The sequence below is a fragment of the Sinorhizobium sp. 6-70 genome (genome assembly GCF_030124375.1).
Lineage (GTDB): Bacteria > Pseudomonadota > Alphaproteobacteria > Rhizobiales > Rhizobiaceae > Sinorhizobium.
The window spans coordinates 137,075-163,468 of the sequence record NZ_JASKLS010000001.1 but is presented as its reverse complement, the minus strand read 5'-3'; the positions used below and the strand labels follow the sequence as shown (position 1 = coordinate 163,468).

Here is a 26,394-nt window from a genome sequence, read left to right as displayed (position 1 = left end):
GTTGAAGGAGTGTTCGAATGAATATGCAACAGGCCATCAAGATGACGGCCGCCGAAACGGCGCTGGTCGATGCCTATACCGCGCAGATCGGCGATCTGCCCGGCGACGGAGCTGTGCTGTCGCTCCGCGACACGCTCGTTCATGAGCTGCGGACCGCCGGATTGCCGACGCGTCGCGTCGAGTCCTGGCATTATACCGACCTGCGCACCTTGCTGCGTGCAGTGCCTGCCGCCGATCCGTCCGCCTTTGCCGATCGGGCCGATGCCGTCGTTCCGGGTTCGTCCGTGCTTGCTGTTCGCAGCGGCCAGGCCGATCTCAAGAGCCTTCCCAAAGGCGTGACGGCACGCTCCTACACCGAAAGCTTGATCGATGGTTCGGCTGTCGCCGGTCTCGCCGTGCTCGGTTCGGATGACGCAATCGGCCGGATCAATGGCGGACTTGTTCGCGGTGGTCTCGAAATCGCGATTGCGGAAGGCACCGAGTTGGAAGCGCCGCTCGAGATTCAGGTCGTCCAGAGTCACGGCCACGTGCACACGCGCTTTCCTGTTTCCTTCGGCGCCGGCTCAAAGGCGACTGTGATCGAACGGCACCTGTCGACGAATGCGGATCCGAGCTTCGTTTCGTCGGTGAGCGACGTCACGCTCGCCGAGGGTGCCGACGTGATCTGGATCATCGTGCAGCAGCAGGGCGCGGCCGACACGCATCTCGGCCAGATCCGCTTCGACCTCGGCAAGGACGCGAAGCTGCACCTCTTCATCATCAATGCCGGCGGCAAGCTGGTGCGCCAGGAAATCCACGGCAGGACCAGCGGGGAGGGCGCCGACCTGACGCTGCGCGGCATCAACCTGCTCGGCGGCGAGAGCCACACGGACGTGACGTTCACGCTTGGTCACGACGTGCCGCATACGACCTCGACGGAGATCATCCGCAACGTCGTTTTCGACCGCGCGAAGGGTGTTTTCCAGGGCAAGATCCTGGTCGCCAAGGACGCGCAGAAGACCGACGCGAAGATGTCGTGCAACACGTTGCTGCTTTCCGACGATGCCGATTTTTCGTCAAAGCCGGAGCTGGAAATCTTCGCTGACGATGTCCAATGCGGCCATGGTGCGACGGTCACCGATATCGACCATACCCAACTCTTCTACATGCTCGCGCGCGGCATTCCGGAGAACAAGGCCCGCGCGATGCTCGTCAACGCCTTCGTCGCCGAGATCGTCGAAGAGCTGGAAGACGACGAGGAACTGGTTGAGGCGCTGGAAGGCATAATCTCGGCCTGGCTCGAAAAACACGCCTGATTGGACGAAAGACATGGAACATATAGTGCCGGTGCCGGCCTATGACGTCGAAGCCATCAGAAAGGATTTCCCAATCCTTTCGCGGACGGTCTATGGCAAGCCGCTTGTCTACCTCGACAACGGCGCATCGGCGCAGAAGCCGCAGCTCGTCATCGACGCCGTGGCCCATGCCTATGCCAATGAATATGCCAACGTCCATCGCGGCCTGCATTTCCTGTCGAACGCCGCGACGGAAGCCTATGAGGCGGCGCGCGAGAAGGTTCGCCGCTTCCTGAATGCGCCGTCTGCCGAGAACATCATCTTCACCAAGTCCTCGACCGAGGCGATCAATACGGTCGCCTATGGCTACGGCATGCCGAAGCTCAGCGAGGGCGACGAGATCGTGCTCTCGATCATGGAGCACCATTCGAATATCGTTCCCTGGCATTTCATCCGCGAACGCCAGGGGGCGAAGCTCGTCTGGGCGCCGATCGACGACGATGGCGCGTTTCACATCGAGGATTTCGTCAAGTGCCTGACGGACCGGACAAAGCTGATCGCCATCACCCACATGTCGAACGCGCTCGGCACGGTCGTGCCCGTGAAGGAGATCTGCCGCATCGCCCGTGAGCGCGGCATTCCGGTGCTGATCGACGGTAGCCAGGGCGCTGTGCATATGCCGGTCGATGTTCAGGACATCGACTGCGACTGGTACGTTATGACCGGCCATAAGCTTTACGGTCCGTCCGGCGTCGGCGTGCTCTACGGCAGGATGGATCGCCTGAAGGAGATGCGTCCTTTCATGGGCGGCGGCGAGATGATCGAGGAGGTGACCGAGGACCGCGTCACCTACAACGAGCCGCCGCACCGCTTCGAGGCCGGTACACCGCCGATCGTGCAGGCGATCGGGCTTGGCTATGCGCTCGATTATATGGATAAGGTCGGCCGGGAAGCGATCCGCGCCCACGAGGCGGATCTCACCGCCTACGCCCGCGAGCGGCTGTCGTCGATCAATTCGCTCAGGGTTTTCGGTGATGCACCGGGCAAGGGCAGCATCTTTTCCTTCGAGATTGCCGGCGTTCATGCCCACGACATTTCGATGGTGATCGACCGCGCCGGCGTTGCCGTCAGGGCAGGAACGCATTGTGCTCAGCCGCTCTTGAAACGCTTCGGCGTCACCTCCACATGCCGTGCGTCCTTCGGCCTCTACAACACGCGGGCCGAGGTCGATGCGCTGGCCGATGCGCTGGACCACGCGCGGAAGTTTTTTGCCTAGAGCGGGACGAGGAAAAGTGCATGCGGTTGTCCGCCGGCATCTCGCTCTAACCTATTAGAATCGATCACGTTCATGATTTGGGTCGATCGACCACAGCATCGTGATCCAAGGAGGCCGATATGAGTCTGGACGCAACGCAAGAAAAGATCGATGTCCGCGAAGGCATCGTTCACTCGGCCATTCCGGCCGAGGAATTGGCGCGCCTCAGCGACGACATCATTGCAGCGCTCAAGACAGTCTATGACCCGGAGATCCCGGCCGATATTTTCGAACTCGGTCTCATCTACAAGATCGACATCGAGGACGACCGGATGGTGAAGATCGAGATGACGCTGACCGCTCCTGGCTGCCCCGTTGCGGGTGAGATGCCGGGCTGGGTCGAGAACGCCGTCGGCGCCGTCGAAGGCGTTTCCGGCGTCGAGGTGACGATGACCTTCGACCCGCCGTGGACGCCGGACCGCATGTCGGAAGAGGCGCAGGTTGCGCTTGGCTGGTATTGAGTTCAGCCTGATATTGATCCGTTAGGACGCGGGCACTACATTAGATTCTGGAAAGCGCCGGGCCTTTACCCCGGTGACATGAAGGAGAAGAAGCCGATGGGCTTTGCCGTGATGAGCTTGACCGATGCGGCCGCGAGCCGCGTGCGAGCGATCGTCGAGAATGCTGGAGGCGATGCCAAGGGCATCCGCGTAAGCATCAAGAAGGGCGGCTGCGCCGGCATGGAATATGCCGTCGATCTGGTGACCGAGCCCAACAGCAAGGACGACCTGGTCGAGCATCTTGAAGCAAAGGTCTGGGTCGCGCCCGAGGCCGTGCTTTATCTGCTCGGCACTCAGATGGATTTCGAAGTGACGGCCCTGCGCTCCGGCTTCACTTTCAACAACCCGAACCAGACGTCGGCCTGCGGCTGCGGCGAGTCCGTCGAGCTCAAGCCGGCCGATTTGGCGGCGCTTGCGGCCCGCGGCGATGCCGTCGTTCGCGCGAACTGACCGCTTCGCAAACCCAACGAATCGCAAAAGCCCGGTTTTAAGCCGGGCTTTTTCGTTCTCAACACCGCCAATGTCTTCTGATGTGCCGCGGGCGTGCGCGAGGCACGCTCCGCCCCATATCACTCGGCCGCTTCCGCGTAGCTTTCGATCGGCGGGCAGGTGCAGACAAGATTGCGGTCGCCATAGACGTTGTCGACGCGGTTGACCGGCGACCAGTATTTGTCGACCCGGAAGGCGCCCGGCGGGAAGCAGGCCTGCTCACGCGAATAGGGCCGGTCCCAGTCGCCGACGAGATCCTCCACCGTGTGCGGCGCATTCTTCAGCGGATTGTTGACCTTGTCCATCCGGCCTTCTTCGATGGCGCGGGCCTCCTCGCGGATCGCGAGCATCGCATCGCAGAACCGGTCGAGTTCGGCCTTGGTTTCCGATTCCGTCGGCTCGATCATCAGCGTGCCGGCAACCGGCCAGCTCATGGTCGGCGCATGGAAGCCGCAGTCGATCAGACGCTTGGCGACATCGTCGACCGTTACGCCTGCGCTGTCGGCGAGAGGACGCGTGTCGATGATGCATTCATGCGCGACACGGCCCTTAGCCGACTTGTAGAGCACATCGTAGGCACCCTTCAGCCGCGCGGCGATATAGTTGGCGTTGAGGATCGCCACCTTGGTCGCCTGAGTCAGGCCTTCGCCGCCCATCATGAGGCAGTAGCTCCAGGAGATCGGAAGGATCGAGGCCGAACCGAAGGGAGCCGCGGACACCGCGCCTTCATGACCGTCCGTTTCCGGATGACCGGGGAGGAAGGGAGTAAGATGCGCCTTCACGCCGATCGGTCCCATGCCCGGGCCGCCGCCGCCGTGCGGAATGCAGAAGGTCTTGTGCAGGTTAAGGTGGCTGACGTCGGAGCCGATGTCACCCGGTCGGGCAAGGCCGACCATGGCGTTCATGTTGGCACCATCCATATAGACCTGGCCGCCGTGCTTGTGAACGATCTCGCAGACTTCGCGCACGTTTTCCTCGAACACGCCATGCGTGGAGGGGTAGGTGATCATGCAGCAGGAGAGAGTGTCGGCATGTTGCTCGGCTTTTGCACGGAAATCGTCCATGTCGATTTCGCCGATGTCGCTGACCTTGACGACCACCACCTTCATGCCCGCCATCTGCGCGGAGGCCGGGTTGGTGCCGTGCGCCGAGGTCGGAATGAGGCAAACGTCGCGATGGTCGTTGCCGTTGGCGATGTGATAGGCGCGAATCGTCAAAAGACCGGCATATTCACCTTGCGCACCCGAGTTCGGCTGCATCGAAATCGCGTCATAGCCGGTGACGGCGCAAAGTTTTTGCGACAGATCCTCGATCATGTGGCGATAGCCGAGCGCCTGGTCCGCCGGAGCGAAGGGATGGATTTCGGAGAACTCCGGCCAGCTGATCGGCAGCATTTCCGCTGTCGCGTTGAGCTTCATCGTGCACGAGCCGAGCGGGATCATCGCCCGGTCGAGCGCGAGGTCGCGGTCGGCGAGGCGACGGATGTAGCGCGTCATCTCGCTTTCGGCGCGGTTCATGTGGAAGATCGGGTGGGTCAGGTATTCGCTGGTGCGCAACAGCGGCTGCGGCAGGCGATAGCCCGGCTCGAACTCTTCCACCTTGAAATCACCGCCGAAGGCGCGCCAGATGGCTTCGAGCGTCACCGGCCGCGAGCGTTCGTCGAGGCTGATGCCGATCTTCGTGCTGCCGATCTTCCGAAGGTTCACTTCCTCCGCCACCGCCGTCTTCAGGATGATGCCCTGCAGCTTGCCGACCTCGATCGTGATCGTGTCGAAGAAGACATCCGGCTCGACGGTGTAGCCGAGCTTTTCCAGCCCCATGGCGAGGCGCACGGTCTTCTGGTGAACGCTCTGGGCAATCGCCTTGATGCCCTTCGGGCCGTGGAAAACGGCATACATCGACGCCATCACGGCAAGCAGCACCTGCGCCGTGCAGATGTTGGACGTCGCCTTTTCGCGGCGAATGTGCTGTTCGCGCGTCTGCAGCGACAGACGGTAGGCGCGGTTGCCACGCGAATCGACCGAAACGCCCACAAGGCGGCCCGGCATCGAGCGCTTGTAGGCATCCTTGACGGCCATATAGGCTGCATGCGGGCCACCATAACCAACGGGGACGCCGAAGCGCTGCGTCGAGCCGATGGCGATATCGGCGCCCATCTCACCCGGAGACTTAAGCAGCGCCAGCGCCAGCGGGTCGGCCGCGACAGCCGCGATCGCGCCCTGCTCGTGCAGCTTGGCGATCAGCGTGGTGAAGTCGCGAACGTGACCATAGGTGCCCGGATACTGGAAGATCGCGCCGAAGACATTGGCGGCATCGAGATCCGCGAAGGGATCACCGACAACGATCCGCCACCCGAGCGGCGCGGCGCGCGTCTTCAGGAGCGCGATCGTCTGGGGATGGCAATTCTCGTCGACGAAGAAGGTCTTCACCTTGGATTTCGCAACGCGCTCGGCCATGGCCATGGCTTCCGCAGCCGCCGTCGCCTCGTCGAGCAGCGAAGCATTCGCGACATCGAGGCCAGTCAGGTCGCAGACCATGGTCTGGTAATTGAGCAGCGCCTCGAGCCGGCCCTGGCTGATTTCCGGCTGATAGGGCGTGTAGGCCGTGTACCAGGCCGGATTTTCCAGAATATTGCGCTGGATGACCGGCGGCGTGATTGTGCCGTAATAGCCCTGACCGATCAGCGAGACGAGTTTCTGGTTGCGGTTCGCCGTTTCGCGCAGCTTGTCGAGCGCCTCGCGCTCGGTCATTGGCGTGCCCCAGACGAGCGGCGTCTTTTGACGGATCGCCGGCGGAACCGTATCGTCGATGAGGGCGTCGAGGCTTGGATAGCCGACAACCTTCAGCATCTCCTCCATTTCCGCGGGCGAGGGGCCGATGTGACGCCGATTGGCGAAGTCGTAAGGCTTGTAGTCGGTAAAGGTGAAGTCCTTGGGCATGCTCATCAGGCGACGAGCTCCTTGTAGGCCGCTTCATCGAGAAGGGCGTTGGCGGCGCTCGGATCGGCGAGCTTCAGCTTGAAGAACCAGGCAGCACCCTGCGGATCACTGTTGACGAGCGACGGGTCGTCGACGATCGCCTGGTTGACCTCGACGATCTCTCCGTCGAGCGGACAATAGACATCGGAGGCCGCCTTGACGGATTCGACGGTCGCGGCCGAATCGCCCTTGGCGAAGGAGGCACCGGCTTCCGGCAGTTCCACGAAGACGAGATCGCCGAGCTGCCCGGCTGCGTGCTCGGTGATGCCGACGGTCGCGACGTCACCTTCGATCTTCAGCCACTCGTGTTCCTCGGTGAATTTCAGCATTGGCGCTCTCTCCTGATCAGCGTTTGTAGGTTTGTTTTACAAAGGGCATGGCGGTGACGGTAAGCGGCAGGTATTTGCCCCGCACCTCCGCGTACAGTTTCGTGCCGTTTCCGGCCTGGTCGGCGTCGACATAGCCCATGGCAACGGGGCCATCGACGCTCGGGCCGAAGCCGCCAGAGGTGACGGTGCCGACGGCCATCTTGCCTTCGGCATCAGCGAAAACCTTGGCGCCGCCACGAACCGGCGCGCGGCCTTCGGGCTTCAACCCCACACGGCGGCGCTTGGCTCCATTGGCGAATTCAGAGAGGATGCGCTCGGCACCCGGGAAGCCGCCGGACCGATCGCCGCCCGAACGGCGGCTCTTCTGGATCGCCCATTCGAGCGCCGCCTCGACCGGCGTCGTGCCGGTGTCGATGTCGTTGCCGTAAAGGCAAAGGCCGGCCTCAAGGCGAAGCGAATCGCGCGCGCCGAGACCGATCGGCATGACGTCCGGATGTTCGAGCAGGCGCTGGGTCACGTCGACGGCCGACTGAACGGGGATCGAGATTTCAAAGCCGTCCTCGCCGGTATAGCCGGACCGGGAAATGATGCAGCTCACGTCGTGGAGGTCGGCCTCCGCCACATCCATGAAGCGCATGGAGGCGACGTCAGCCCAGAGCTCGCATAGCACTGCTTCTGCGCGCGGCCCCTGCAGCGCAACCAGGGCACGGTCATCGAGCATCTTGACGTCGCAAGTATCGCCGAGGCCCTTCTTCAGGTGCTCGAAATCCGCGTCCTTGCAAGCGGCATTGACGACGAGGAAGAGATGATCGCCGAGATTGGTGATCATCAGATCGTCAAGGATGCCGCCTTCGTCATTGGTGAACAAGCCATAGCGTTGGCGGCCTTCCGCCAGGCCGAGGACATCGACCGGCACCAATTTTTCGAGCGCCAGCGCTGCGTCTTCTATACGACCGGACTTCGGCCGGACGACGATCTGGCCCATGTGCGACACGTCGAAAAGGCCCGCTGCGGCGCGGGTATGCAGGTGTTCCTTGAGCACGCCTTCCGGGTATTGCACCGGCATGTCGTAGCCGGCAAAGGGCACCATGCGTGCACCGAGCGAAAGGTGCAACGCGTTAAGCGGCGTGTGCTTCAAATGGGAAATATCTTCCAAATCCGGCCTCCAGGTCTGGCGCATCCCGCGCCGGCTCACACTACCGGCGTCAAACGCCGAGAAATTTGAGCCCCCTCTGTCCCTTTGCCTGAGATTGTTATCCCTTCGGCGAGCGTGACCGCTTCTCTCCAGAGTCCTACCGGCACCTTGCTGGTCCTTTGGCCTGAGAGTTTCCGGGGCGGTTGCTCCTTCGGCACCGGATTGAACCGGTTTCTCCCAACAAGATCGTCTCCAGATAACGGCGAAGGCCGGAACTTGGCAAGAGCCTATGTCGCGACCAAACATCTTTTTGTCGCGTGAGCTTCATCACCGCCGCTAACAACGTGCGGCAATTCGGCCTTTGCAATTCAGGTCGGCTAGGGATAACGAATTGGCTGACCAAGGGGCGATCATGGCAAGGCGCGTGGAGAAATGGCGGATGGCGGTGCGGGTGCTCGCCGCCTTTGCGCTCGTTTTCCTGTCTTTCGCCCACAAGCCGGCTTTCCCGAAAACGCTGGGCCCAGCGGCTGCCGCCGAGTATCTCTTGCCCGACGGCACATTCGCGGATATCTGCTTCGGCACGGACGGTGTCGATCATGACGCCGGACAGGAAAAAGCCCCCACGATCGCCCCCGTTTGTGAAGCCTGCCGCCTCGCCGGATCGGTCCTGCTGCCAGCGCCGCCCCAGGAAAGCGCCGCCGCTGAAAACGGCAACTGGCTTGCCAAGGCGCCAGTCATCAAGACCGAAGTGGCGCTTCCCCTATTGCGGCTGCTGCCGCCGTCACGCGGTCCGCCAACAGCTGTCGTAACTTTCTCCTGACGCATTCCATTTTTCATTCAGCCGCCAAGGGCGGTGTTGACCACAAGGGTTCGAAGCCCGCGTGGTTTGGAGATTACGACATGACCAAGACCAAATTGACCCTGCTTGCCGCCGGCCTCAGCCTCACCGCCGCCACTGTGGCGCAAGCCCATTCCACCTTCCAAACCGCTGCCGAAACGACTTTCAAGGCCGTTCTCCAGATTGACCAGGTGGCAGCCGAAGGCCAGAGCGCCGATGCTCTGAAAAGCCCGGCGCCGACTGAGACGCTCGCAAGCAGCACGCATGCACAGGGCGAGCAGGGCAACCAGCAGATGGCCGGCGGGCCGGTCGGGGCCGGGAACCTCGAAATCTCCGGGGGTGCCGTCAAGGCAATGCTGCCAGGCGCGAAGGTCGGCGGTGGCGGCTTTGTCGTGAAGAATACCGGCGGCAGCGACGATCGGCTGCTCGCTGTCGAAAGCCCTGCCGCAGGGCGGGTGGAACTGCATGAAATGAAGATGGAGAACGACGTCATGAAGATGCGCAAGCTCGATGACGGCATTGCCATTCCGGCGGGCGCGACGGTCGAACTCAAGAGCGGCGGCCTGCACCTGATGTTCATGGAGGTGATGAAGCCCTTTGCCGAGGGCGAGACGGTGCCCGTGACGCTCACCTTCGAGAAGGCGGGCAGGGTCGATTATGTGCTGCCAGTCGGCGCCGCCACCGGCGACCACAAGCACAACTGAACCTCATCCGCCTCAGACCGTCACGATCCCTGGATGAATTGATCCAGGATCGCGGCGATCTCATCGTCATTTTCCTTTTCGTCGCCGGCAGGATCGTCCTGCCGGCTCTGCTCTTTCTCGCCGCGTTCATCATCCTGCATGTATTCGAGATAGCGGCGCAGCGCTTCGGCCTGCGTCTCTTGCGGCGGGCGGCCATCGGCGCTGATCAGCATTAGCCCGAGGGGCAGGGCGCCCTTGGCCTTGGCAATTGGCGCCGGCGCGGCCTGTTCCGGCCTGCGCACCGAAAGCAGCGTGATCGCCTCGTCGGTCGGGCCATCGCCACGCACGCGGGCCGACGGCTTCACGGCTTCCGCCGCGTATGCCGCCGTTGTCGCGGAGATGGAGACGACCTGGGTCAAGATATCCCGCCTCGTTCAGCGCCAAGCGCCATTTCGAACCTCAACAATCCTTCTTCTGTGCCAGATTTCGCTTGCGAGGCGGTGAAATCGGGTGGGCAGATTTTATGCAAATCTTAACGTTTGCAGCGACGGCAGCGGCGGCCAAAAAAAGTTTCCGCGGCGCTGTCGGCAGATTATCCGCCGGGCCGTCCTTGAGGGATGACACGCCACTTCGGCGATCCGAACTGGAGGATGAGACATGCTGAAGACGACCTTGGTCAGCCTGATCGTTGCGGCGATGGGCGCACTTTGCACGCCCGCGACAAGCGCCGCCGAGGAGGCGACGTTGGAACAGGCGGCGACCCCGGCGCCCACGAGGAGCGGGCACCTCAAGCTGAACGACATCAACTACTATTATCAGATCTATGGCGAGGGCGAGCCGGTGCTACTGCTCCATGGCGGTCTCGGGATCATCGAAATGTTCGGGCCCAATCTCGCTAAGCTTGCCGAGAGCCGACAGGTGATCGGCGTCGATCTTCAGGGACACGGCCGTACGCCACTCGGCAACCGCCCGATCGATCTCGCCGCGATGGGCGCGGACATGGGCGCTCTCGTCAAGGAGCTCGGCTACGAACAGGTCGACGTGCTCGGCTATTCGATGGGCGGCGGCGTCGCCCTGCAGATGGCGGCGCAGGCGCCCGGAAGCGTGCGGCGGCTGGTGCTGGTCTCGACGCCCTACGCCAAGGACGGCTTTTATCCGGAAATGATCGCAGCACAGGCACAGGTCGGCGCAGGCGCGGCCGAGATGATGAAGGAGACGCCGATGTACAAGTCCTACGCTGCCGTCGCGCCGGACGTGTCGGAGTTCCCGAAACTGCTCGATGCGATGGGCGACCTGATGCGACGAGACTATGACGGATCCGCAGCCGTGGCCAAGCTCACCATGCCCGTCATGCTCGTTTATGGCGACAGCGACATGTTCCGGCTTGAGCACGTCGTCGATTTCTACCACAAGCTCGGCGGCGGTCTGAGGGACGCCGGCTGGATGCGCGAAAACATGTCGAAGAACCGGCTCGCGATCCTGCCCGATCTCACCCATTACGACATCTTCGTCTCGCCGAAGCTTTTGGAAACAGCCTTGCCCTTCCTCAACGGCGAGAGCGGCGCGAAGAGCTGGGCGGAAGAGGTCGAAGGGAAATAGGCCATCGCATGCACCATGCTGCGATGGGTGCCCGAATTCACCCAATAATTTCTATACCTTCGGTTGAGCAACATAGTACAATCACAGTCGCAACGAAGAGGCCGCCAGATCCTGCGCAAATGCAAGAGCATCGGGGGACGTCACTCAGCCAGGAAAGGACGAAGGTCTATGCGCGTGATCGTGTTGTTGGTAGCGCTTTCTGCACTGTGCGCGTGCTCGCAAACCTCAAGGTCGACCACGGTCGACCGGTACGAACGTGGGGAAGGGGATTACTATCCGGGCATCGTACCGCCGACCCCATTCTAGAACGCCACCCGCATTCACGTTACGGAAGTCGCCACGCAGGAGGCCTCATCAGCCGGGCTTCCTGCCCCGCTTATCGCGTCTCCTGAATGGACGCGCCCCGTTTGAGGCACAGCGAATACTCTGCCGCAAATCTTCGCTTGGCCGATGGGTGAGCACACCTAAAAGAATAGGTCGCGATCACCGGTAGGGAATTGATCCCGCGCCAACGCCGGAATATCAATGATCGTCAATCCGTTAGCAAAAAGTACGAGACCTATGCGCAAGATCCTGTTGTTGCTCGCAATCGCCACTCTCGCGGCATGCTCGCAAACCGTCCACGTCGGAGGCGAAGGGGAGTACTACCAGGGTATCGTTCCGCCGCGGTGATTGTTGGCCCGCATCGGCAGAATTTCCGGCGGCCGCCATGCGGGGCTGGGTAAATCGGCAAAGCCTCTCAGACCACAAATGCCTGTATTTGGCCAGAAGGCGCTTTCGCTGAAGTCGTCGAAGTCGGGCTTTCATGGAAGCCGCGTCCGAAACGCGAGCGGGTCAAGTCATATATCGACATCCGCGCGTGCCGGGGCACGTGCTTCCCTCGACGCGAGATTGTCACCCATGTCTTAGGGACAAACCGTTACCTATCTCTCCGGGCCGGACAAAGAAATATTTGGTGGAGTCGAAGGGATTCGAACCCTCGACCTCCGCAGTGCGATTGCGGCGCTCTCCCAACTGAGCTACGACCCCATCATCTGAAGTGTATAGGAGAAATCCGCGGGGGGCGCCAGTGTCCTGTGACAGGAAGGTGAGCGAGACTGGTCTCTTCGTCAGGAGATGCGTTGATGCCCAGGACGCTTAGTCACTTGGGCTGGGGCCAATCCGAGAGCAAAGTGATGCCAAACCTTGGCGAAGCCTCGCGCAAGCGCTCGATCTCCTCGGGTGTCGGCGGCCCTGCGACTTCGCCCGGTCGAAGTTCGTGGCCGGCTTCCTCGATAAACCGGTCGAACAAGGCGGGCGTCCCGATCAAGATGTATCTGCAAGGATTGCCGCTCGTGTTCATCAGTTGGTGCGGAATGCCGCGCGGCAGGAAGATGCTCTCGCCTGCTCTCAGACGTCGAGTCTGGCCGTCGATCACGGCAGTCAGTTCGCCTTCGATGATGTAAACGGTCTCGTCGTCCTTGGCGTGGACATGGATCGGCGTCCTCGTGTTTCCGTCGCTGTTGTTCTCGAAGAGGCAGAACTGCCCCGCTGTCTGTTCTCCGGACAGCAGGCGTTTCATGACGACGCCCGCAAGAACGAACTCTTTGCCGTCGATAGCGCTCATCGTTCTTTCCTTTCCACGGCTCGTGCGATTAGAGGGCGGACCTCCATTCAGCGAATTTGGATAGGGAAGCATTCGTTGCCGGCGCAGGCGGGTGCAAGTCCTCCCCTGGAGCCGTCTGCTCCATGATCAGACTCAGGCTGCACGAATATGTAGCGCGGCGAACAATCTGAGCCAGACATGCGATGTAAACGCATAAGAGCGGCCAAAGTGGCCGCTCTCCGACTTTCTTTCTAGGTGTTCAGTCAGTCCCGCAGCAGCAGTCGGGGGCGCAAGTGCAATCAGCTGCACCCGCTGGTCGCGCCGCAGGTGTCGCACTTCTCGCAGGTGCCGTTGCGGACCATCGTGAAGTTCTGGCACTCGGAGCACATGTTGCCGGTATAGCCCTGCATGATCGAGCGGGCGCGGCGCTCGGCTTCGACCTTCTTGGCGTCGGCCTTGGCGGAGGCGGCTTCGGCGGCGGCCTTGTCGGAAAAGAGCGCGGTTACGCCCTCATCCGATTCGGCCGCGATGTCCTCGGCAAGCTCCGCGGCGCGTTCTTCATAGTCGCGCTTGAAGGCCAGGGCTTCCGATGCAGCAGCCGCCACGGCCGGTTCCAGCTTGCGGGCGGCGTTGCCGGCGATCGAGGTGATCGTGGCACCGCCGGAGGCGCGCGCCGGTGCGGCGGTGGAGGCACCCTTTGGCTCAGAGAGGGTGCGATCGGCCGTGCCGCCGACGATGGTCGGCTTGTAGCCGCGGGTCCAGCCGGTCGACACGAGGTTCGTCTTGCCTTCCTGAATGCCGCGGCCGAGTGCGGTGTTGCCGAAGTCGGAGGTGTCGACGTGCGCAAGGTCGTGGCGGCCGAGATAGGAGACGGCGAGTTCGCGGAACACGTAGTCGAGGATCGACGTCGCGTTCTTGATCGCGTCATTGCCCTGGACCATGCCGGCCGGCTCGAACTTGGTGAAGGTGAAGGCCTCCACATATTCTTCGAGCGGCACGCCATATTGCAGGCCGAGCGAGATGGCGATGGCGAAGTTGTTCATCATCGCGCGGAAGGCGGCGCCTTCCTTGTGCATGTCGATGAAGATCTCGCCCAAGCGGCCATCGCCGAATTCGCCGGTGCGGAGGTAGACCTTATGGCCGCCGACGATCGCCTTCTGGGTGTAGCCCTGGCGGCGATTCGGCAGCTTTTCACGGGCGCGGATGACCTTCTCGATCACGCGCTCGACGATCTTCTCGGTCACTGCGACAGCCTGGGCGGCGGCCGGCGCCTGCATCAGCTCTTCGATCGCTTCTTCTTCCTCGTCGTCCTCGATCAGCGAAGCGTTCAGCGGCTGCGACAGCTTCGAACCATCGCGATAAAGGGCGTTCGCCTTCAGCGCCAGCTTCCAGGAAAGCATGTAGGCGTTCTTGCAATCCTCGACGGTCGCCTCGTTCGGCATGTTGATCGTCTTCGAGATCGCACCGGAGATGAACGGCTGGGCAGCCGCCATCATGCGGATGTGGCTCTCGACCGAAAGGTAACGCTTGCCGATCTTGCCGCAGGGGTTGGCGCAATCGAACACCGGCAGGTGTTCGGCCTTCAGGAATGGTGCGCCTTCGAGCGTCATCGCGCCGCAGACGTGGATGTTGGCGGCTTCGATGTCCTTCTTGGAGAAGCCCAGGTGCTCGAGCAGGTTGAAGTCCATCGAGGCGAGCTGTTCGTCGGTGACCTTCAGCGTGCCCTTGAGGAAATCGGCACCAAGCGTCCACTGGTTGAAGACGAACTTGATGTCGAAGGCGGACTTCAGCGCGGCGTTGACGGCTTCGACCTTCTCGTCGGTGAAGCCCTTGGCCCTGAGCGTCGCCGGGTTGATCGCCGGTGCCTGGTTGAGGTTGCCGTGGCCGACGGCGTAAGCCTCGATCTCGGCGATCTGGCTTTCCGAGTAGCCGAGCGTGCGCAGTGCTTCCGGAACGGCGCGGTTGATGATCTTGAAGTAGCCGCCGCCGGCGAGCTTCTTGAACTTGACCAGCGCGAAGTCAGGCTCGATGCCGGTGGTGTCGCAATCCATGACGAGACCGATCGTGCCGGTCGGCGCGATAACGGTTGCCTGGGCATTGCGGTAGCCGTGCTTCTCGCCGAGCTCGACGGCCTTGTCCCAGGCGCTCTTGGCGTGGGTGATCAGGTCCTGATCCGGGCAATCTGCGTGGACGAGTGCGACCGGGTTGACCGACAGGCTCTCATAGCCCTTCGCCTCGCCATAGGCGGCACGGCGATGGTTGCGCATGACGCGCAGCATGTTGTCGCGGTTCGGGGCAAAGCTCGGGAAGGGGCCGAGCTTGGCCGAGATCTCGGCCGAAGTGGCGTAGGCGATGCCGGTCATGATCGCGGTCAGCGCACCAGCGATGGCGCGGCCTTCGGTCGAGTCATAGGGAATGCCGGACGACATGAGCAGGCCGCCGATATTGGCGTAGCCGAGGCCGAGCGTGCGGTATTCATAGGAGAGCTCGGCGATCTCGCGGGACGGGAACTGCGCCATCATCACCGAGATTTCGAGAACGAGCGTCCAGAGGCGGACGGCATGTTCGTAATCGCCGATGTTGATCCGCTTGGTGGCGGCGTCCTTGAACTGCATCAGGTTCAGCGAGGCGAGGTTGCAGGCCGTGTCGTCGAGGAACATGTATTCCGAGCACGGGTTCGATGCGCGGATCGGACCGGCAGCCGGGCAGGTGTGCCAGTCGTTCATCGTCGTGTTGAAGTGCAGGCCCGGATCAGCCGACGCCCAGGCGGCGTAAGAGATCGATTCCCAGAGATCGCGGGCTTTCAGCGTCTTCAGCACGCGGCCGTCCTTGCGGGCGGTCAGGTTCCACTCACCATCGGCTTCGACGGCACGCAGGAAGTCGTCCTTGATCGAGACGGAGTTGTTGGAATTCTGGCCGGAGACAGTCAGATAGGCTTCCGAATCCCAGTCCGTGTCATAGGTCTTGAACTCGATGTCCTTGTAGCCCTGGCGCGCAAACTGGATGACGCGCTTGACGTAGTTTTCCGGAACCAGCGCCTGCTTGGCGGCGCGGATCTCACGCTTCAGCGCCGGGTTCTGCTTCGGGTCGAAGCAGGCGTCGTCGCTGCCGTCGCAATTGACGCAAGCCTTCATGATCGCCTTCAGGTGCTTCGCGACGATCTTGGAGCCGGTGACGAGGGCAGCGACCTTCTGCTCTTCCTTGACCTTCCAGTTGATGTATTCCTCGATATCCGGATGGTCGATGTCGACGACCACCATCTTGGCGGCGCGGCGGGTCGTGCCGCCCGATTTGATGGCGCCGGCGGCGCGGTCGCCGATCTTCAGGAAGCTCATGAGGCCGGAGGACTTGCCGCCGCCCGAGAGCCTTTCGCCTTCACCGCGCAGATGCGAGAAGTTGGAGCCGGTGCCGGAGCCGTATTTGAAGAGCCGCGCCTCACGCACCCAGAGGTCCATGATGCCGCCCTCGTTGACGAGGTCGTCGGCAACGGACTGGATGAAGCAGGCATGCGGCTGCGGGTGCTCGTAAGCGGACTTCGACTTCGTCAGCTTGCCGGTGAAGGGGTCTACATAGAAGTGGCCCTGGCCGGGGCCGTCGATGCCATAGGCCCAGTGCAGGCCGGTGTTGAACCATTGCGGCGAGTTCGGCGCGACGCGCTGGGTGGCGAGCATGTAGGCGAGTTCGTCACGGAACGCGGCAGCGTCCTCTTCCGTGTCGAAGTAGCCGCCCTTCCAGCCCCAATAGGTCCAGGTGCCGGCCAGGCGATCGAAAACCTGGCGTGCATCCGTTTCGGAGCCGTACTGCTCATCCTTCGGCAGCGCCTTCAGCGCATCGGTATCGGGCACCGAGCGCCACAGGAAGGAGGGTACGTCGTTTTCCTCGACACGCTTCAGCTTGGCCGGCACGCCTGCCTTGCGGAAATATTTCTGCGCCAGAATGTCGGCGGCGACCTGGGAGAACTGCGCGGGCACATCGATGTTCTCGAGGCGGAAAACGATCGACCCATCCGGGTTCTTGATCTCACTCGTCGCCTTGCGGAAATCGATCTCGGCGTAGGCGGATTGCCCGGCCTTCGTGAAACGGCGTTCGATCTTCATTTTCCCGTGTCCTTTGTTGCCATGCGCCTGAGGCGCAAATATCCCCGCCCGGCCGCGAGGTCCCGCAGCCAGCTCCAGCTTCCGTCATTTGAAGGAAACCCATGCCCTGGGTCACCCTGTATCTTGTGATGATGCTGGCTGCAAACACTAAATATAGTATTAACAAGTCATTTATGCCAGCCTGAATGTTGTCCCGGCGGCCCGAAAATCGCGCAAAACTCCCCCGCCGCGGCCAAACGGATCATCCGTGCGGATCGCATGCCAGGACCGACGATTTGGGGGGATGAACCGGCCTCTTACACTTCCCGGTCCGCCGCCGTCGCAACGTGAAATCCATTAACCGTGAATCGGCGCGAGGCGTCAAGGGGTGGTTTGTGACGGAAGTTTGAGCGCTATATGTTGTGTGGATCGACTGTGGAAAACGGGGACATCGGTCAAGCCTTTGAAAATCAGGGACTTCAGCAGGTTGCCTGCGACGATGCCGCAACGGCAGGCGCAAGATCAAAATTTTCAAGGGTAAAAAAGCAGATGAAGACTATGCCGTAGCGCTACCCGCGATTGCAAAGACGGTTTGGATGTGACCGCGCCTCAGTGATTCGCTGTGCGGTGACACCGAAGAGGCGGCGCCGTGGCGATTTGAGAGAGCGCCCACTACATCTAATGCATGTCCCCCAAAAGTGTGCAGCGGTTTTGGGACAACGAGATCCATGAAACAAAGACCCTACAGCGCGTCGCATGAGGCCATTTAAACGCGACCCGCTTTAGCGTCACCGCAGTGATGTGCAGCGAATCAACTTGCGCTCGGCGCTACGCCGTTCGAGACAGCGGTGGTGCGGGCTAACTCACCCGCTTCTGCAGTTCCCTTGCACCATTCGGCGCGTTGACCTTGCCCGAGGTTATGAAAAAGGCAAAAACGTCGCGAGGCTGCTTGTCTGCCTTGCGATCCGGCGCGCTCTTCTCGAGCCCTTCCGGCTCGCCGCCCGCCGCAAAGGTTTTCAGCCGTTCGGCCCACAGATCCAGGTCCTTTGGCGGATAACAGGTCTTTATGTCATCGCTGCCGATCTGCAGCCTCGCATAGACGAAGTCTGCCGTGACGTCGGCGATCATCGGATAGTCCGCATGTTCGGCGAGCACGACCGCCACCTTGTATTTCTTCAGCAGTTCGATGAAGGCGGGCGTTTGAAAGGACGGACTGCGGACCTCGACCACATGGCGAAGCTTCAACCCATCCTGCTTTTCAGGAAGGAGCTTGAGAAATCCTTCGAAATCGTCCGGCTCGAATTTCTTGGTTGGCGCGAACTGCCAAAGAATAGGGCCGAGGTGGTCGCCCAGTTCCGTCAGGCCCTGGGTCAGGAATCTCTCCATCGATTCACCGGCTTCGGCGAGAATCTTGCGATTCGTCACGAAGCGGCTGGCTTTCAGCGAGAAGATAAAATCGTCCGGGACTTCCGCCGCCCACCGGGCAAAGGTTTCCGGCTTCTGCGAGCTGTAATAGGTACCGTTGATCTCGATCGTCCGCAGCTCCTTGCCGGCGAATTCGAGCTGCCGCTTCTTCGGAAGATCGGAAGGATAGAAGGTGCCTTCCCAGGGCTCGAAGGTCCAGCCGCCGATGCCGACGCGGATTTTCCCGGATTGTGTCATCGTCTCCTCCTCAGGCCCTTCCGGGCGATTCGTTTCGTGTTCCAATCGGCTCAACGACCTCGCAACCAGCGTCGCCAATTCCCGTCAGCACTGCTACCCGTTTCCGCGCGAGCATCGGTCCTAAGGGAGCGCCGCGTTCCGCCACGTGCAATTGTCAGAGATGCGGATCGGCAGTGAGCCGGTCACTCCGCCGCCTCGACCTTCTTGAGCGGCCGGCGCTCCAACAGCTCCTTCAGGAATTGTCCGGTGTAGGAGCGGGGCTCCTTCACCACGTCTTCCGGCGTCCCCTTGGCGATCACTTCGCCGCCGCCATCGCCGCCTTCCGGGCCGAAGTCGATGATCCAGTCGGCGGTCTTGATGACTTCCAGGTTGTGCTCGATGACCACGACCGAGTTTCCCTGGTTGACGAGCTCATGCAGAACTTCAAGAAGTTTCGCTACGTCGTGGAAATGCAAGCCTGTTGTCGGTTCGTCGAGGATATAGAGCGTGCGGCCGGTCGACCGTTTCGACAGTTCCTTGGCGAGCTTCACGCGCTGCGCTTCGCCGCCCGAAAGGGTGTTCGCCTGCTGGCCGACCTTGATATAGCCAAGGCCCACCTGGTTCAGGGTCACGAGCTTGTCGCGCACGGACGGCACGGCCGAGAAGAATTCGACGCCTTCCTCGACGGTCATGTCGAGCACGTCGGCAATCGACTTGCCCTTGAAATGCACGTCGAGCGTTTCGCGATTGTAGCGCTTGCCGTGGCAGACGTCGCAAGTGACATAGACGTCCGGGAGGAAGTGCATCTCGATCTTGATAACGCCGTCGCCCTGGCAGGCCTCGCAGCGGCCGCCCTTGACGTTGAACGAGAAGCGCCCGGGCTGGTAGCCGCGTGCCTTCGCCTCCGGAAGTCCTGCGAACCAATCGCGAATCGGCGTGAAGGCACCGGTATAGGTCGCCGGGTTCGAGCGCGGCGTGCGGCCGATCGGCGACTGGTCGATATCGATCACCTTGTCGATATGCTCGAAGCCGTCGATCCGGTCGTGCTCGGCAGGATTTTCGCGTGCGCCCATGATGCGGCGTGCCGCCGCCTTATAGAGCGTTTCGATGAGGAAGGTCGACTTGCCGCCGCCCGAAACGCCTGTGACCGCGGTGAAGACACCGAGCGGGATCGAGGCTGAAACGTCTTTCAGGTTGTTAGCCCGCGCGCCTACGACCGTAATTTCCTTCTTCTTTTTCGGCTTCCGCCGTTCGCTCGGAACGGCGACAGCGAGTTCTCCGGAGAGGTACTTTCCGGTGAGCGATTTCGGATTGGCCATGATGTCGGACGGTGCACCTTCCGCGACGATCTCGCCGCCGTGGATGCCGGCCGCCGGGCCGATATCGACGACATAGTCGGCGGTCAGGATCGCGTCCTCGTCGTGCTCCACGACAATGACTGTGTTGCCGATGTCGCGCAGATGCCGGAGCGTGTCGAGCAGGCGGGCATTGTCGCGTTGATGCAGACCGATCGAGGGCTCATCGAGCACATAGAGCACGCCGGTCAGACCGGAACCGATCTGGGAGGCAAGTCGGATGCGCTGGCTTTCGCCACCGGAGAGCGTCCCGGAATTGCGTGAGAGGCTGAGATATTCAAGCCCGACATCGTTGAGAAAGCGCAGCCGCTCGCGGATCTCCTTGAGGATGCGCACGGCAATCTCGTTCTGCTTGGCGTTGAGGTGCTCTGGCAGGGCATCGAACCAGTCGCGGGCGACGCGGATCGACATCTCGGTGACTTCGCCGATGTGCAGTTTGTTGATCTTGACGGCAAGCGCCTCCGGCTTCAGCCGATATCCGGCACAGGCCGGGCAGGGGGCCGCCGACATGAAGCGCTCGATCTCTTCGCGCGCCCAGGCGCTATCGGTCTCCTTCCAGCGACGCTCGAGATTGGGCACGATGCCTTCGAAGGTCTTCGTCGTGTTGTAGGAACGCGCCCCGTCTACATAGTGGAAGACGATCTTTTCCTCCGTGCCATGCAGGATCGCCCGCTGCGCCTCCCCGGAGAGTTCGCTCCAGCGGCTGCCGAGCTTGAAATCGAAGACCTTGCCCAGCGCCTCCAGCGTTTGATTGTAATAAGGCGAGGAGGATTTTGCCCAGGGCGCAATCGCGCCGTCGCGCAACGTCCGGTTCGGCTCCGGGACGATCAACGCTTCGTCGATCTTCTGCTGGCTGCCGAGCCCATCGCAGGTCGGGCAGGCGCCGAAGGGATTGTTGAACGAAAAGAGCCGTGGCTCGATCTCCGGAATGGTGAACCCGGAGACCGGGCAGGCGAATTTTTCCGAAAACAGCACCCGCTCGTGCGTCTCGTTCAATGATTTGTTGGCGGAGCCGCCGGCAGCGGTTTCCTCCGGCGGCAGCGGCTTGTCGGCGAATTCGGCGATCGCCAGGCCGTCGGCAAGCGTCAGGCAGGTCTCGAGGCTGTCGGCAAGACGCGTCGCGAGATCGGGCCGCACCACGACACGGTCGACGACCACATCGATATCGTGCTTGTATTTCTTGTCGAGCGCCGGCACGTCGGCGATTTCATAGAATTGGCCATCCACCTTGACGCGCTGGAAGCCCTTCTTCATCAGCTCCGCCAGTTCCTTCTTGTACTCGCCCTTACGGCCGCGCACGAGCGGCGCAAGGATATAGAGTCGTGTTCCTTCGCCGAATTCCAGCACGCGATCGACCATCTGGCTTACAGTCTGGCTCTCGATCGGCAGGCCGGTGGCCGGCGAATAGGGCACGCCGACGCGCGCGAAAAGAAGGCGCATATAATCGTAGATCTCGGTGACCGTACCGACCGTCGAGCGCGGGTTGCGCGAAGTCGTCTTCTGCTCGATCGAGATTGCCGGCGACAGGCCGTCGATCTGGTCGACATCCGGCTTCTGCATCATTTCGAGGAACTGGCGGGCATAGGCCGAAAGACTCTCGACATAGCGGCGCTGGCCCTCGGCATAGATCGTATCGAAGGCGAGCGAGGACTTGCCGGATCCGGAAAGCCCGGTCATCACGATGAGCTTGTTGCGCGGCAGATCAAGGTCGATGCCCTTGAGATTGTGCTCGCGCGCACCGCGAATGGAGATGGTCTTGAGTTCGCTCATCGGAAGCCAGCTTTGCATGTCGTTGAAAGCCTCCTATGTAATGACGACAACGCCCATGTCGAGGCGCAATCGGCAAAGAGGCAGCTCAATTGCGATTCGGTTGACAGGATAATAGGGGAATAATAGAACAAAAAAAGAACAAATGTCAGAAGTAAACTTGCAAATCAGCTGTGGATTATGCGCGATGCGGGGCGTATCAACGGCGGCAGGCCGCTAAGATGCGCGTTCTTGAAATATTGGAGAGCCGGACCGGCGGTTCGGCGGAAAACACGGGAAAAGCGATATGGCTGGTAGCGTCAACAAGGTGATCTTGATCGGAAATGTCGGGGCCGACCCGGAAATCCGGCGCACGCAGGATGGCCGCCCGATCGCCAACCTGCGCATCGCCACCTCGGAAACCTGGCGCGACCGCAACAGCGGAGAGCGCCGCGAGAAGACGGAATGGCACACGGTCGTCGTCTTCAACGAGGGCCTCTGCAAGGTGGTCGAGCAATATGTGAAGAAGGGCGCGAAGCTCTATATCGAGGGCCAGTTGCAGACCCGCAAGTGGCAGGATCAGAACGGCAACGATCGCTATTCGACCGAAGTCGTACTGCAGGGCTTCAACTCGACGCTGACGATGCTCGACGGTAGGGGCGAGGGCGGCGGCTCCGGTGTCAGCCGTGGCGGCGGCAGCGACTACGGCGGCGGCTATGAGGATTACGATCAGCCGCGCCAGTCTTCGGGCGGCCGTTCTGGCGGCCAAGGCAACCAGGGAGGTCAAAGCGGCGGCAACTTCTCGCGCGATCTCGACGACGACATTCCGTTCTGATGCGTTGCCGTTCGCAAGGGCGGCTCACGTCTGTTTGAACGCGGCAAGCGTCGAGGTATCAGAAAGCCGGTCCAAAGGGGCCGGCTTTCGACGTTTTTGACTTTTCCACTCCATTGCCGTTTGGGCGCGCCGGCGCGCAGACAATCCAGTTGTTGGTGCGCACGGGATCGCTGCGCAACAGGGCTTCGGTTCTGCCATGCGAGAAGCGCGCTACGCCAGAAAGGCCGAGCGCACGCCGTCGACGACGAACTGCACTGCCAGTGCAGCCAGGATGACACCAAGGAGACGCGTGAGGATCGCGCGCCCGGTGACCCCGAGAAAGCGGTCAATGCGTTCGGCGATGACGAGTGCCAGAAACAGGAGCGCCATCGACGCGGCGATGACGAGGAGAAGCTGGATTCGGTCGACGACGGAGGGAAACGAACTGCCGAGCAGGATCGTAGCCGAAATCGCGCCCGGGCCGGCGATCAAAGGCAAGGCGAGGGGAAAGACCGCGATGTTGTGAAGATGGTCCTTCGTCACTGCAACTTCGCCGGTCTTTTCCTTTCGTTCCTGACGCTTCTCGAAGATCATCTCGAAGGAGATCCAGAACAGCAGCAGACCGCCCGCGATACGGAAGGCGCCGATCGAGATGCCGAGCAAGCCGAGGATGCCATCACCGAAGAGGGCGAAGGCGGCAAGGATGAAGAAGGCGATCATCGAGCCACGGGTGGCGACCTGAAAACGCTCCTGACGGCTGAGCCCCACGGTGAGACTTAAGAAGATCGGCGCCAGGCCCGGCGGATCGAGCGTGACAAGCAAAGTCGTCAGTGCATTGATCAAAAGATCGACATTGAACATCCGTTTCCCCTTCCGGATTGCTACCCCGGGTTTTCCCGGTGGCATGGACGCATTGTTAGGCAAGCGCAGCGAGCTTGGAAAGGGGTGGCTAGCCAACGGTCGATCAATGGCTTAAACCGGGCTGGGCGCGTCGATTGTGGCCTTGATCGTCAGGGACGCAAGCGCACATGGGAGGCAGACGCAGATCTCGTTCCGATTTCCGGACGAATGCCCTAGAAAAGCCTGTTCTGGCGGCAAAAGACTGTTCACAACCAACTGCAAAAATTGGCGCTTAGAGCCGCATTCGGCTATAAAAAATCGACTGATTCTGAACAAAGATCGTGATCAACATTGACTGAACAAAGCAATCCCGGCGGCGGAAAAAATCCGCCAGGCATCGAGCCGATTTCCATCATCGAGGAAATGCAGCGGTCCTATCTCGATTACGCCATGAGCGTAATCGTTTCCCGCGCGCTTCCCGATGTGCGCGACGGTCTGAAACCGGTTCACCGGCGCATCCTTTACGGAATGAGCGAACTCGGCATCGACTGGAACAAGAAATACGTCAAGTGCGCCCGCGTCACCGGCGACGTGATGGGTAAGTATCACCCGCACGGCAACATGGCGATCTACGACGCACTGGCCCGCATGGCGCAGGACTGGTCGCTCAGACTGCCACTGATCGACGGCCAGGGGAATTTCGGTTCCGTCGACGGCGATCCGCCGGCAGCCGAACGCTATACCGAGTGCCGGCTGCAGAAGGCGGCGCATTCGCTGCTCGACGATCTCGACAAGGAAACGGTCGATTTCCGCGACAACTACGACGGCACGCTGCACGAGCCGGTCGTCGTCCCGGCGAAGTTCCCGAATCTCCTGGTAAATGGCGCGGGCGGCATTGCCGTCGGCATGGCGACAAACATCCCGCCGCACAATCTCGGCGAAGTCATCAACGGCTGTATCGCGCTGATCGACGATCCGGCGATCGAACTGCCGGAACTGATGCAGATCATTCCCGGGCCGGATTTTCCGACCGGCGCGCTGATCCTCGGTCGCTCGGGCATTCGCCAGGCCTATGAGACCGGCCGCGGCTCCGTCATCATGCGCGGACGCGCCCATGTCGAGCCGATGCGCGGCGATCGCGAGCAGATCATCATCACCGAGATCCCCTATCAGGTGAACAAGGCGACGATGATCGAGAAGATGGCCGAACTGGTGCGCGAGAAGCGCATAGAGGGCATCTCGGACCTGCGCGACGAATCCGACCGCCAGGGCTATCGCGTCGTCATCGAACTGAAGCGCGACGCCAATGCCGAGGTCATCCTCAACCAGCTCTACCGCTACACCCCGCTGCAGACGTCGTTCGGCTGCAACATGGTGGCGCTCAATGGCGGCAAGCCGGAGCAGATGACGCTGCTCGACATGCTGCGCGCCTTCGTCTCGTTCCGCGAGGAAGTGGTTAGCCGGAGAACGAAATACCTGCTGCGCAAGGCACGCGAGCGCGCGCATGTGTTGGTCGGCCTCGCGATCTCGGTCGCCAATATCGACGAAGTCATCAAGCTTATCCGTCACGCGCCCGATCCGCAGACGGCGCGCGAGCAGTTGATGGAGCGCCGCTGGCCGGCGCATGACGTCGATGCCCTGATCCGCCTGATCGACGATCCGCGTCATCGCATCAACGACGACGGCACCTACAACCTGTCGGAAGAGCAGGCCCGCGCGATCCTCGACCTGCGCCTGCAGCGTCTGACCGCGCTCGGCCGCGATGAAATCGGCGATGAACTCAACAAAATCGGCGAGGAAATCAAGGACTACCTCGATATCCTCTCCTCGCGCCTGCGCATCATGGCGATCGTCAAGCAGGAACTGGAAGCCGTTCGTGACGAGTTCGGGACGCCGCGCCGTACCGAGATTGCCGAAGGCGGTCCGGATATGGATGATGAAGACCTGATCGCCCAGGAAGACATGGTCGTCACCGTGTCCCATCTCGGCTATATCAAGCGCGTGCCGCTGACGACCTATCGGGCACAGCGTCGCGGCGGCAAGGGCCGCTCCGGCATGGCGACGCGGGACGAGGATTTCGTTACCCGGCTATTCGTTGCAAACACCCATACGCCGGTGCTGTTCTTCTCGTCGCGCGGCATCGTTTACAAGGAGAAGGTCTGGCGGTTGCCGATCGGCACGCCGCAATCGCGCGGCAAGGCGCTGATCAACATGCTGCCGCTCGAACCCGGCGAACGCATCACCACGATCATGCCGCTGCCGGAGGACGAAACGACCTGGGAAAACCTGGACGTCATGTTCTCGACCACGCGTGGCACGGTCCGCCGCAACAAGCTCTCGGATTTCGTCCAGGTCAACCGCAATGGCAAGATCGCGATGAAGCTTGATGAAGAGGGCGACCAGATCCTGTCGGTCGACACCTGCACCGAGTTCGACGACGTGCTGCTGACCACGGCGCTCGGCCAATGCATCCGCTTCCCCGTCTCCGACGTGCGCGTCTTCGCCGGCCGCAATTCGATCGGCGTACGCGGCATCTCGCTCGGCGACAACGACCGGATCATCTCGATGGCGATCGTCGGCCATGTCGAAGCCGAACCTTGGGAACGTGCGGCCTATCTGAAGCGCGCAGCAGCCGAGCGGCGCACGACGAACGGCGAGGAGGAGGAAATCGCACTGGTCGGCGAAGAAGTTACCGACGGCGGTGAGCTTTCCAACGAGCGCTATGAGGAACTGAAGGAACGCGAACAGTTCGTGTTGACGGTCTCCGAGAAAGGCTTCGGCAAGCGTTCGTCTACGTACGACTTCCGCACCTCGGGCCGCGGCGGCAAGGGCATCCGCGCCACCGACACGTCGAAGACGGCCGAGATCGGCGAACTGGTCGCCGCCTTCCCGGTCGAGCTCAACGATCAGATCATGCTCGTCTCCGATGGCGGCCAGCTCATTCGCGTGCCCATCAACGGCATCCGTCTGGCCAGCCGCGCGACAAAGGGCGTTACGATTTTCTCGACGGCTAAGGATGAGAAGGTCGTGTCGGTCGAGCGGATCAGCGAGCCGGACGGCGAGGACGAGGTTGTGGATGCTGCGATTGGCGAAGCCATCGCGCCAGAGCCTCCCGAAGCTTCTGAGGACTGATCGCACTTATCTGACTCGAAAAGCCCGCCCTCGCCGGCGGGCTTTTGCGTTGTCGTCCATCCGTC

The 26,394-nt window shown here is 61.7% G+C and carries 18 protein-coding genes, 1 tRNA gene and 1 riboswitch; of the genes, 9 read left to right on the top strand and 10 right to left on the bottom strand.

Annotation, left to right across the window (positions count from 1 at the left end; translation table 11 throughout):
• Positions 1-17: 17 nt before the first annotated feature.
• The 4 genes from sufD to sufA all read left to right on the top strand — a co-directional run bounded on the left by sufD (position 18) and on the right by sufA (position 3,539).
• On the top strand, positions 18-1,295 hold the full coding sequence (gene sufD, locus QN222_RS00800) for a Fe-S cluster assembly protein SufD (protein ID WP_284005136.1): 1,278 nt from the start codon (positions 18-20) through the stop codon (positions 1,293-1,295).
• 13 nt (positions 1,296-1,308) lie between these two features.
• On the top strand, positions 1,309-2,550 hold the full coding sequence (locus QN222_RS00795; protein ID WP_283965737.1) for a cysteine desulfurase: 1,242 nt from the start codon (positions 1,309-1,311) through the stop codon (positions 2,548-2,550).
• A 119-nt stretch (positions 2,551-2,669) separates the two neighbouring features.
• Entirely contained in the window at positions 2,670-3,050 is a 381-nt protein-coding gene (locus QN222_RS00790; protein ID WP_225106975.1) for an SUF system Fe-S cluster assembly protein, read from the top strand.
• Positions 3,051-3,146: 96 nt separating this feature from the next.
• Entirely contained in the window at positions 3,147-3,539 is a 393-nt protein-coding gene (sufA, locus tag QN222_RS00785; RefSeq protein WP_283965740.1) for a Fe-S cluster assembly scaffold SufA, read from the top strand.
• Between the two features lie 119 nt (positions 3,540-3,658).
• Here sufA and gcvP read toward each other — a convergent pair whose 3' ends face one another.
• Genes gcvP through gcvT form a run of 3 tightly spaced genes read right to left on the bottom strand, consistent with a single transcriptional unit; the run spans position 3,659 to position 8,041 of the window.
• Positions 3,659-6,523 (bottom strand): aminomethyl-transferring glycine dehydrogenase, encoded by a 2,865-nt coding sequence (gene gcvP, locus QN222_RS00780; RefSeq protein ID WP_283965736.1) that lies wholly within the window; start codon positions 6,521-6,523, stop codon positions 3,659-3,661.
• Positions 6,523-6,885: a glycine cleavage system protein GcvH gene (gcvH, locus tag QN222_RS00775; RefSeq protein ID WP_283965735.1), complete on the bottom strand. Its 363-nt coding sequence runs from the start codon at positions 6,883-6,885 to the stop codon at positions 6,523-6,525. Before gcvH ends, gcvP begins: the two co-directional genes overlap by 1 nt.
• A gap of 16 nt (positions 6,886-6,901) precedes the next feature.
• Complete coding sequence (gene gcvT / locus QN222_RS00770) at positions 6,902-8,041, bottom strand: glycine cleavage system aminomethyltransferase GcvT (RefSeq protein ID WP_283965734.1); 1,140 nt, start codon at positions 8,039-8,041, stop codon at positions 6,902-6,904.
• 141 nt (positions 8,042-8,182) lie between these two features.
• Positions 8,183-8,270, bottom strand: a riboswitch (glycine riboswitch).
• Between the two features lie 162 nt (positions 8,271-8,432).
• On the opposite strand from gcvT, the gene QN222_RS00765 reads away from it, so the two are divergent.
• The gene (locus QN222_RS00765) at positions 8,433-8,840 is read left to right on the top strand and encodes a hypothetical protein (RefSeq protein ID WP_283965739.1); all 408 of its coding nucleotides are present in this window, start codon (positions 8,433-8,435) and stop codon (positions 8,838-8,840) included.
• 80 nt (positions 8,841-8,920) lie between these two features.
• Positions 8,921-9,562: a copper chaperone PCu(A)C gene (locus tag QN222_RS00760; RefSeq protein ID WP_283960765.1), complete on the top strand. Its 642-nt coding sequence runs from the start codon at positions 8,921-8,923 to the stop codon at positions 9,560-9,562.
• Positions 9,563-9,582: 20 nt separating this feature from the next.
• Here QN222_RS00760 and QN222_RS00755 read toward each other — a convergent pair whose 3' ends face one another.
• A complete protein-coding gene (locus QN222_RS00755; RefSeq protein WP_283960766.1) occupies positions 9,583-9,960 on the bottom strand; it encodes a hypothetical protein in 378 nt (125 codons plus the stop codon).
• Between the two features lie 238 nt (positions 9,961-10,198).
• On the opposite strand from QN222_RS00755, the gene QN222_RS00750 reads away from it, so the two are divergent.
• On the top strand, positions 10,199-11,140 hold the full coding sequence (locus tag QN222_RS00750; protein ID WP_283960767.1) for an alpha/beta hydrolase: 942 nt from the start codon (positions 10,199-10,201) through the stop codon (positions 11,138-11,140).
• Positions 11,141-12,093: 953 nt separating this feature from the next.
• Here QN222_RS00750 and QN222_RS00745 read toward each other — a convergent pair.
• The 5 genes from QN222_RS00745 to uvrA all read right to left on the bottom strand — a co-directional run bounded on the left by QN222_RS00745 (position 12,094) and on the right by uvrA (position 21,567).
• Positions 12,094-12,169, bottom strand: a tRNA-Ala gene (locus tag QN222_RS00745).
• A gap of 112 nt (positions 12,170-12,281) precedes the next feature.
• Positions 12,282-12,746, bottom strand: a complete 465-nt coding sequence (locus QN222_RS00740) for a cupin domain-containing protein (RefSeq protein ID WP_283960768.1) — start codon at positions 12,744-12,746, stop codon at positions 12,282-12,284.
• A gap of 278 nt (positions 12,747-13,024) precedes the next feature.
• Complete coding sequence (locus tag QN222_RS00735; protein WP_283960769.1) at positions 13,025-16,822, bottom strand: vitamin B12-dependent ribonucleotide reductase; 3,798 nt, start codon at positions 16,820-16,822, stop codon at positions 13,025-13,027.
• A gap of 837 nt (positions 16,823-17,659) precedes the next feature.
• On the bottom strand, positions 17,660-18,463 hold the full coding sequence (locus QN222_RS00730; protein ID WP_283960770.1) for a DUF72 domain-containing protein: 804 nt from the start codon (positions 18,461-18,463) through the stop codon (positions 17,660-17,662).
• A gap of 182 nt (positions 18,464-18,645) precedes the next feature.
• Positions 18,646-21,567 carry an excinuclease ABC subunit UvrA gene (gene uvrA / locus QN222_RS00725; protein WP_283960862.1) on the bottom strand — a complete coding sequence of 974 codons (2,922 nt, stop codon included), beginning with the start codon at positions 21,565-21,567 and terminating at the stop codon, positions 18,646-18,648.
• A 283-nt stretch (positions 21,568-21,850) separates the two neighbouring features.
• Here uvrA and QN222_RS00720 point away from each other — a divergent pair, with 283 nt between their 5' ends.
• The gene (locus QN222_RS00720) at positions 21,851-22,378 is read left to right on the top strand and encodes a single-stranded DNA-binding protein (protein WP_283960771.1); all 528 of its coding nucleotides are present in this window, start codon (positions 21,851-21,853) and stop codon (positions 22,376-22,378) included.
• Between the two features lie 210 nt (positions 22,379-22,588).
• Here the strand turns inward: QN222_RS00720 and QN222_RS00715 are convergent, their stop codons facing one another.
• Entirely contained in the window at positions 22,589-23,218 is a 630-nt protein-coding gene (locus tag QN222_RS00715) for a MarC family protein (protein ID WP_283960772.1), read from the bottom strand.
• Positions 23,219-23,548: 330 nt separating this feature from the next.
• Here QN222_RS00715 and gyrA point away from each other — a divergent pair, with 330 nt between their 5' ends.
• On the top strand, positions 23,549-26,329 hold the full coding sequence (gyrA, locus tag QN222_RS00710) for a DNA gyrase subunit A (protein ID WP_284005135.1): 2,781 nt from the start codon (positions 23,549-23,551) through the stop codon (positions 26,327-26,329).
• Positions 26,330-26,394 lie beyond the last annotated feature (65 nt).

Bases quoted from the DNA above. Each gene is read 5' to 3' on its own strand.
- sufD (WP_284005136.1), top strand. From the start codon at position 18: ATGAATATGCAACAGGCCATCAAGATGACGGCCGCCGAAACGGCGCTG.
- QN222_RS00735 (WP_283960769.1), bottom strand. From the start codon at position 16,822: ATGAAGATCGAACGCCGTTTCACGAAGGCCGGGCAATCCGCCTACGCC.
- QN222_RS00795 (WP_283965737.1), top strand. From the start codon at position 1,309: ATGGAACATATAGTGCCGGTGCCGGCCTATGACGTCGAAGCCATCAGA.
- gcvP (WP_283965736.1), bottom strand. From the start codon at position 6,523: ATGAGCATGCCCAAGGACTTCACCTTTACCGACTACAAGCCTTACGAC.
- QN222_RS00765 (WP_283965739.1), top strand. From the start codon at position 8,433: ATGGCAAGGCGCGTGGAGAAATGGCGGATGGCGGTGCGGGTGCTCGCC.
- QN222_RS00760 (WP_283960765.1), top strand. From the start codon at position 8,921: ATGACCAAGACCAAATTGACCCTGCTTGCCGCCGGCCTCAGCCTCACC.
- uvrA (WP_283960862.1), bottom strand. From the start codon at position 21,567: ATGAGCGAACTCAAGACCATCTCCATTCGCGGTGCGCGCGAGCACAAT.
- QN222_RS00740 (WP_283960768.1), bottom strand. From the start codon at position 12,746: ATGAGCGCTATCGACGGCAAAGAGTTCGTTCTTGCGGGCGTCGTCATG.
- QN222_RS00730 (WP_283960770.1), bottom strand. From the start codon at position 18,463: ATGACACAATCCGGGAAAATCCGCGTCGGCATCGGCGGCTGGACCTTC.
- QN222_RS00750 (WP_283960767.1), top strand. From the start codon at position 10,199: ATGCTGAAGACGACCTTGGTCAGCCTGATCGTTGCGGCGATGGGCGCA.
- QN222_RS00790 (WP_225106975.1), top strand. From the start codon at position 2,670: ATGAGTCTGGACGCAACGCAAGAAAAGATCGATGTCCGCGAAGGCATC.
- sufA (WP_283965740.1), top strand. From the start codon at position 3,147: ATGGGCTTTGCCGTGATGAGCTTGACCGATGCGGCCGCGAGCCGCGTG.
- QN222_RS00715 (WP_283960772.1), bottom strand. From the start codon at position 23,218: ATGTTCAATGTCGATCTTTTGATCAATGCACTGACGACTTTGCTTGTC.
- gcvH (WP_283965735.1), bottom strand. From the start codon at position 6,885: ATGCTGAAATTCACCGAGGAACACGAGTGGCTGAAGATCGAAGGTGAC.
- QN222_RS00720 (WP_283960771.1), top strand. From the start codon at position 21,851: ATGGCTGGTAGCGTCAACAAGGTGATCTTGATCGGAAATGTCGGGGCC.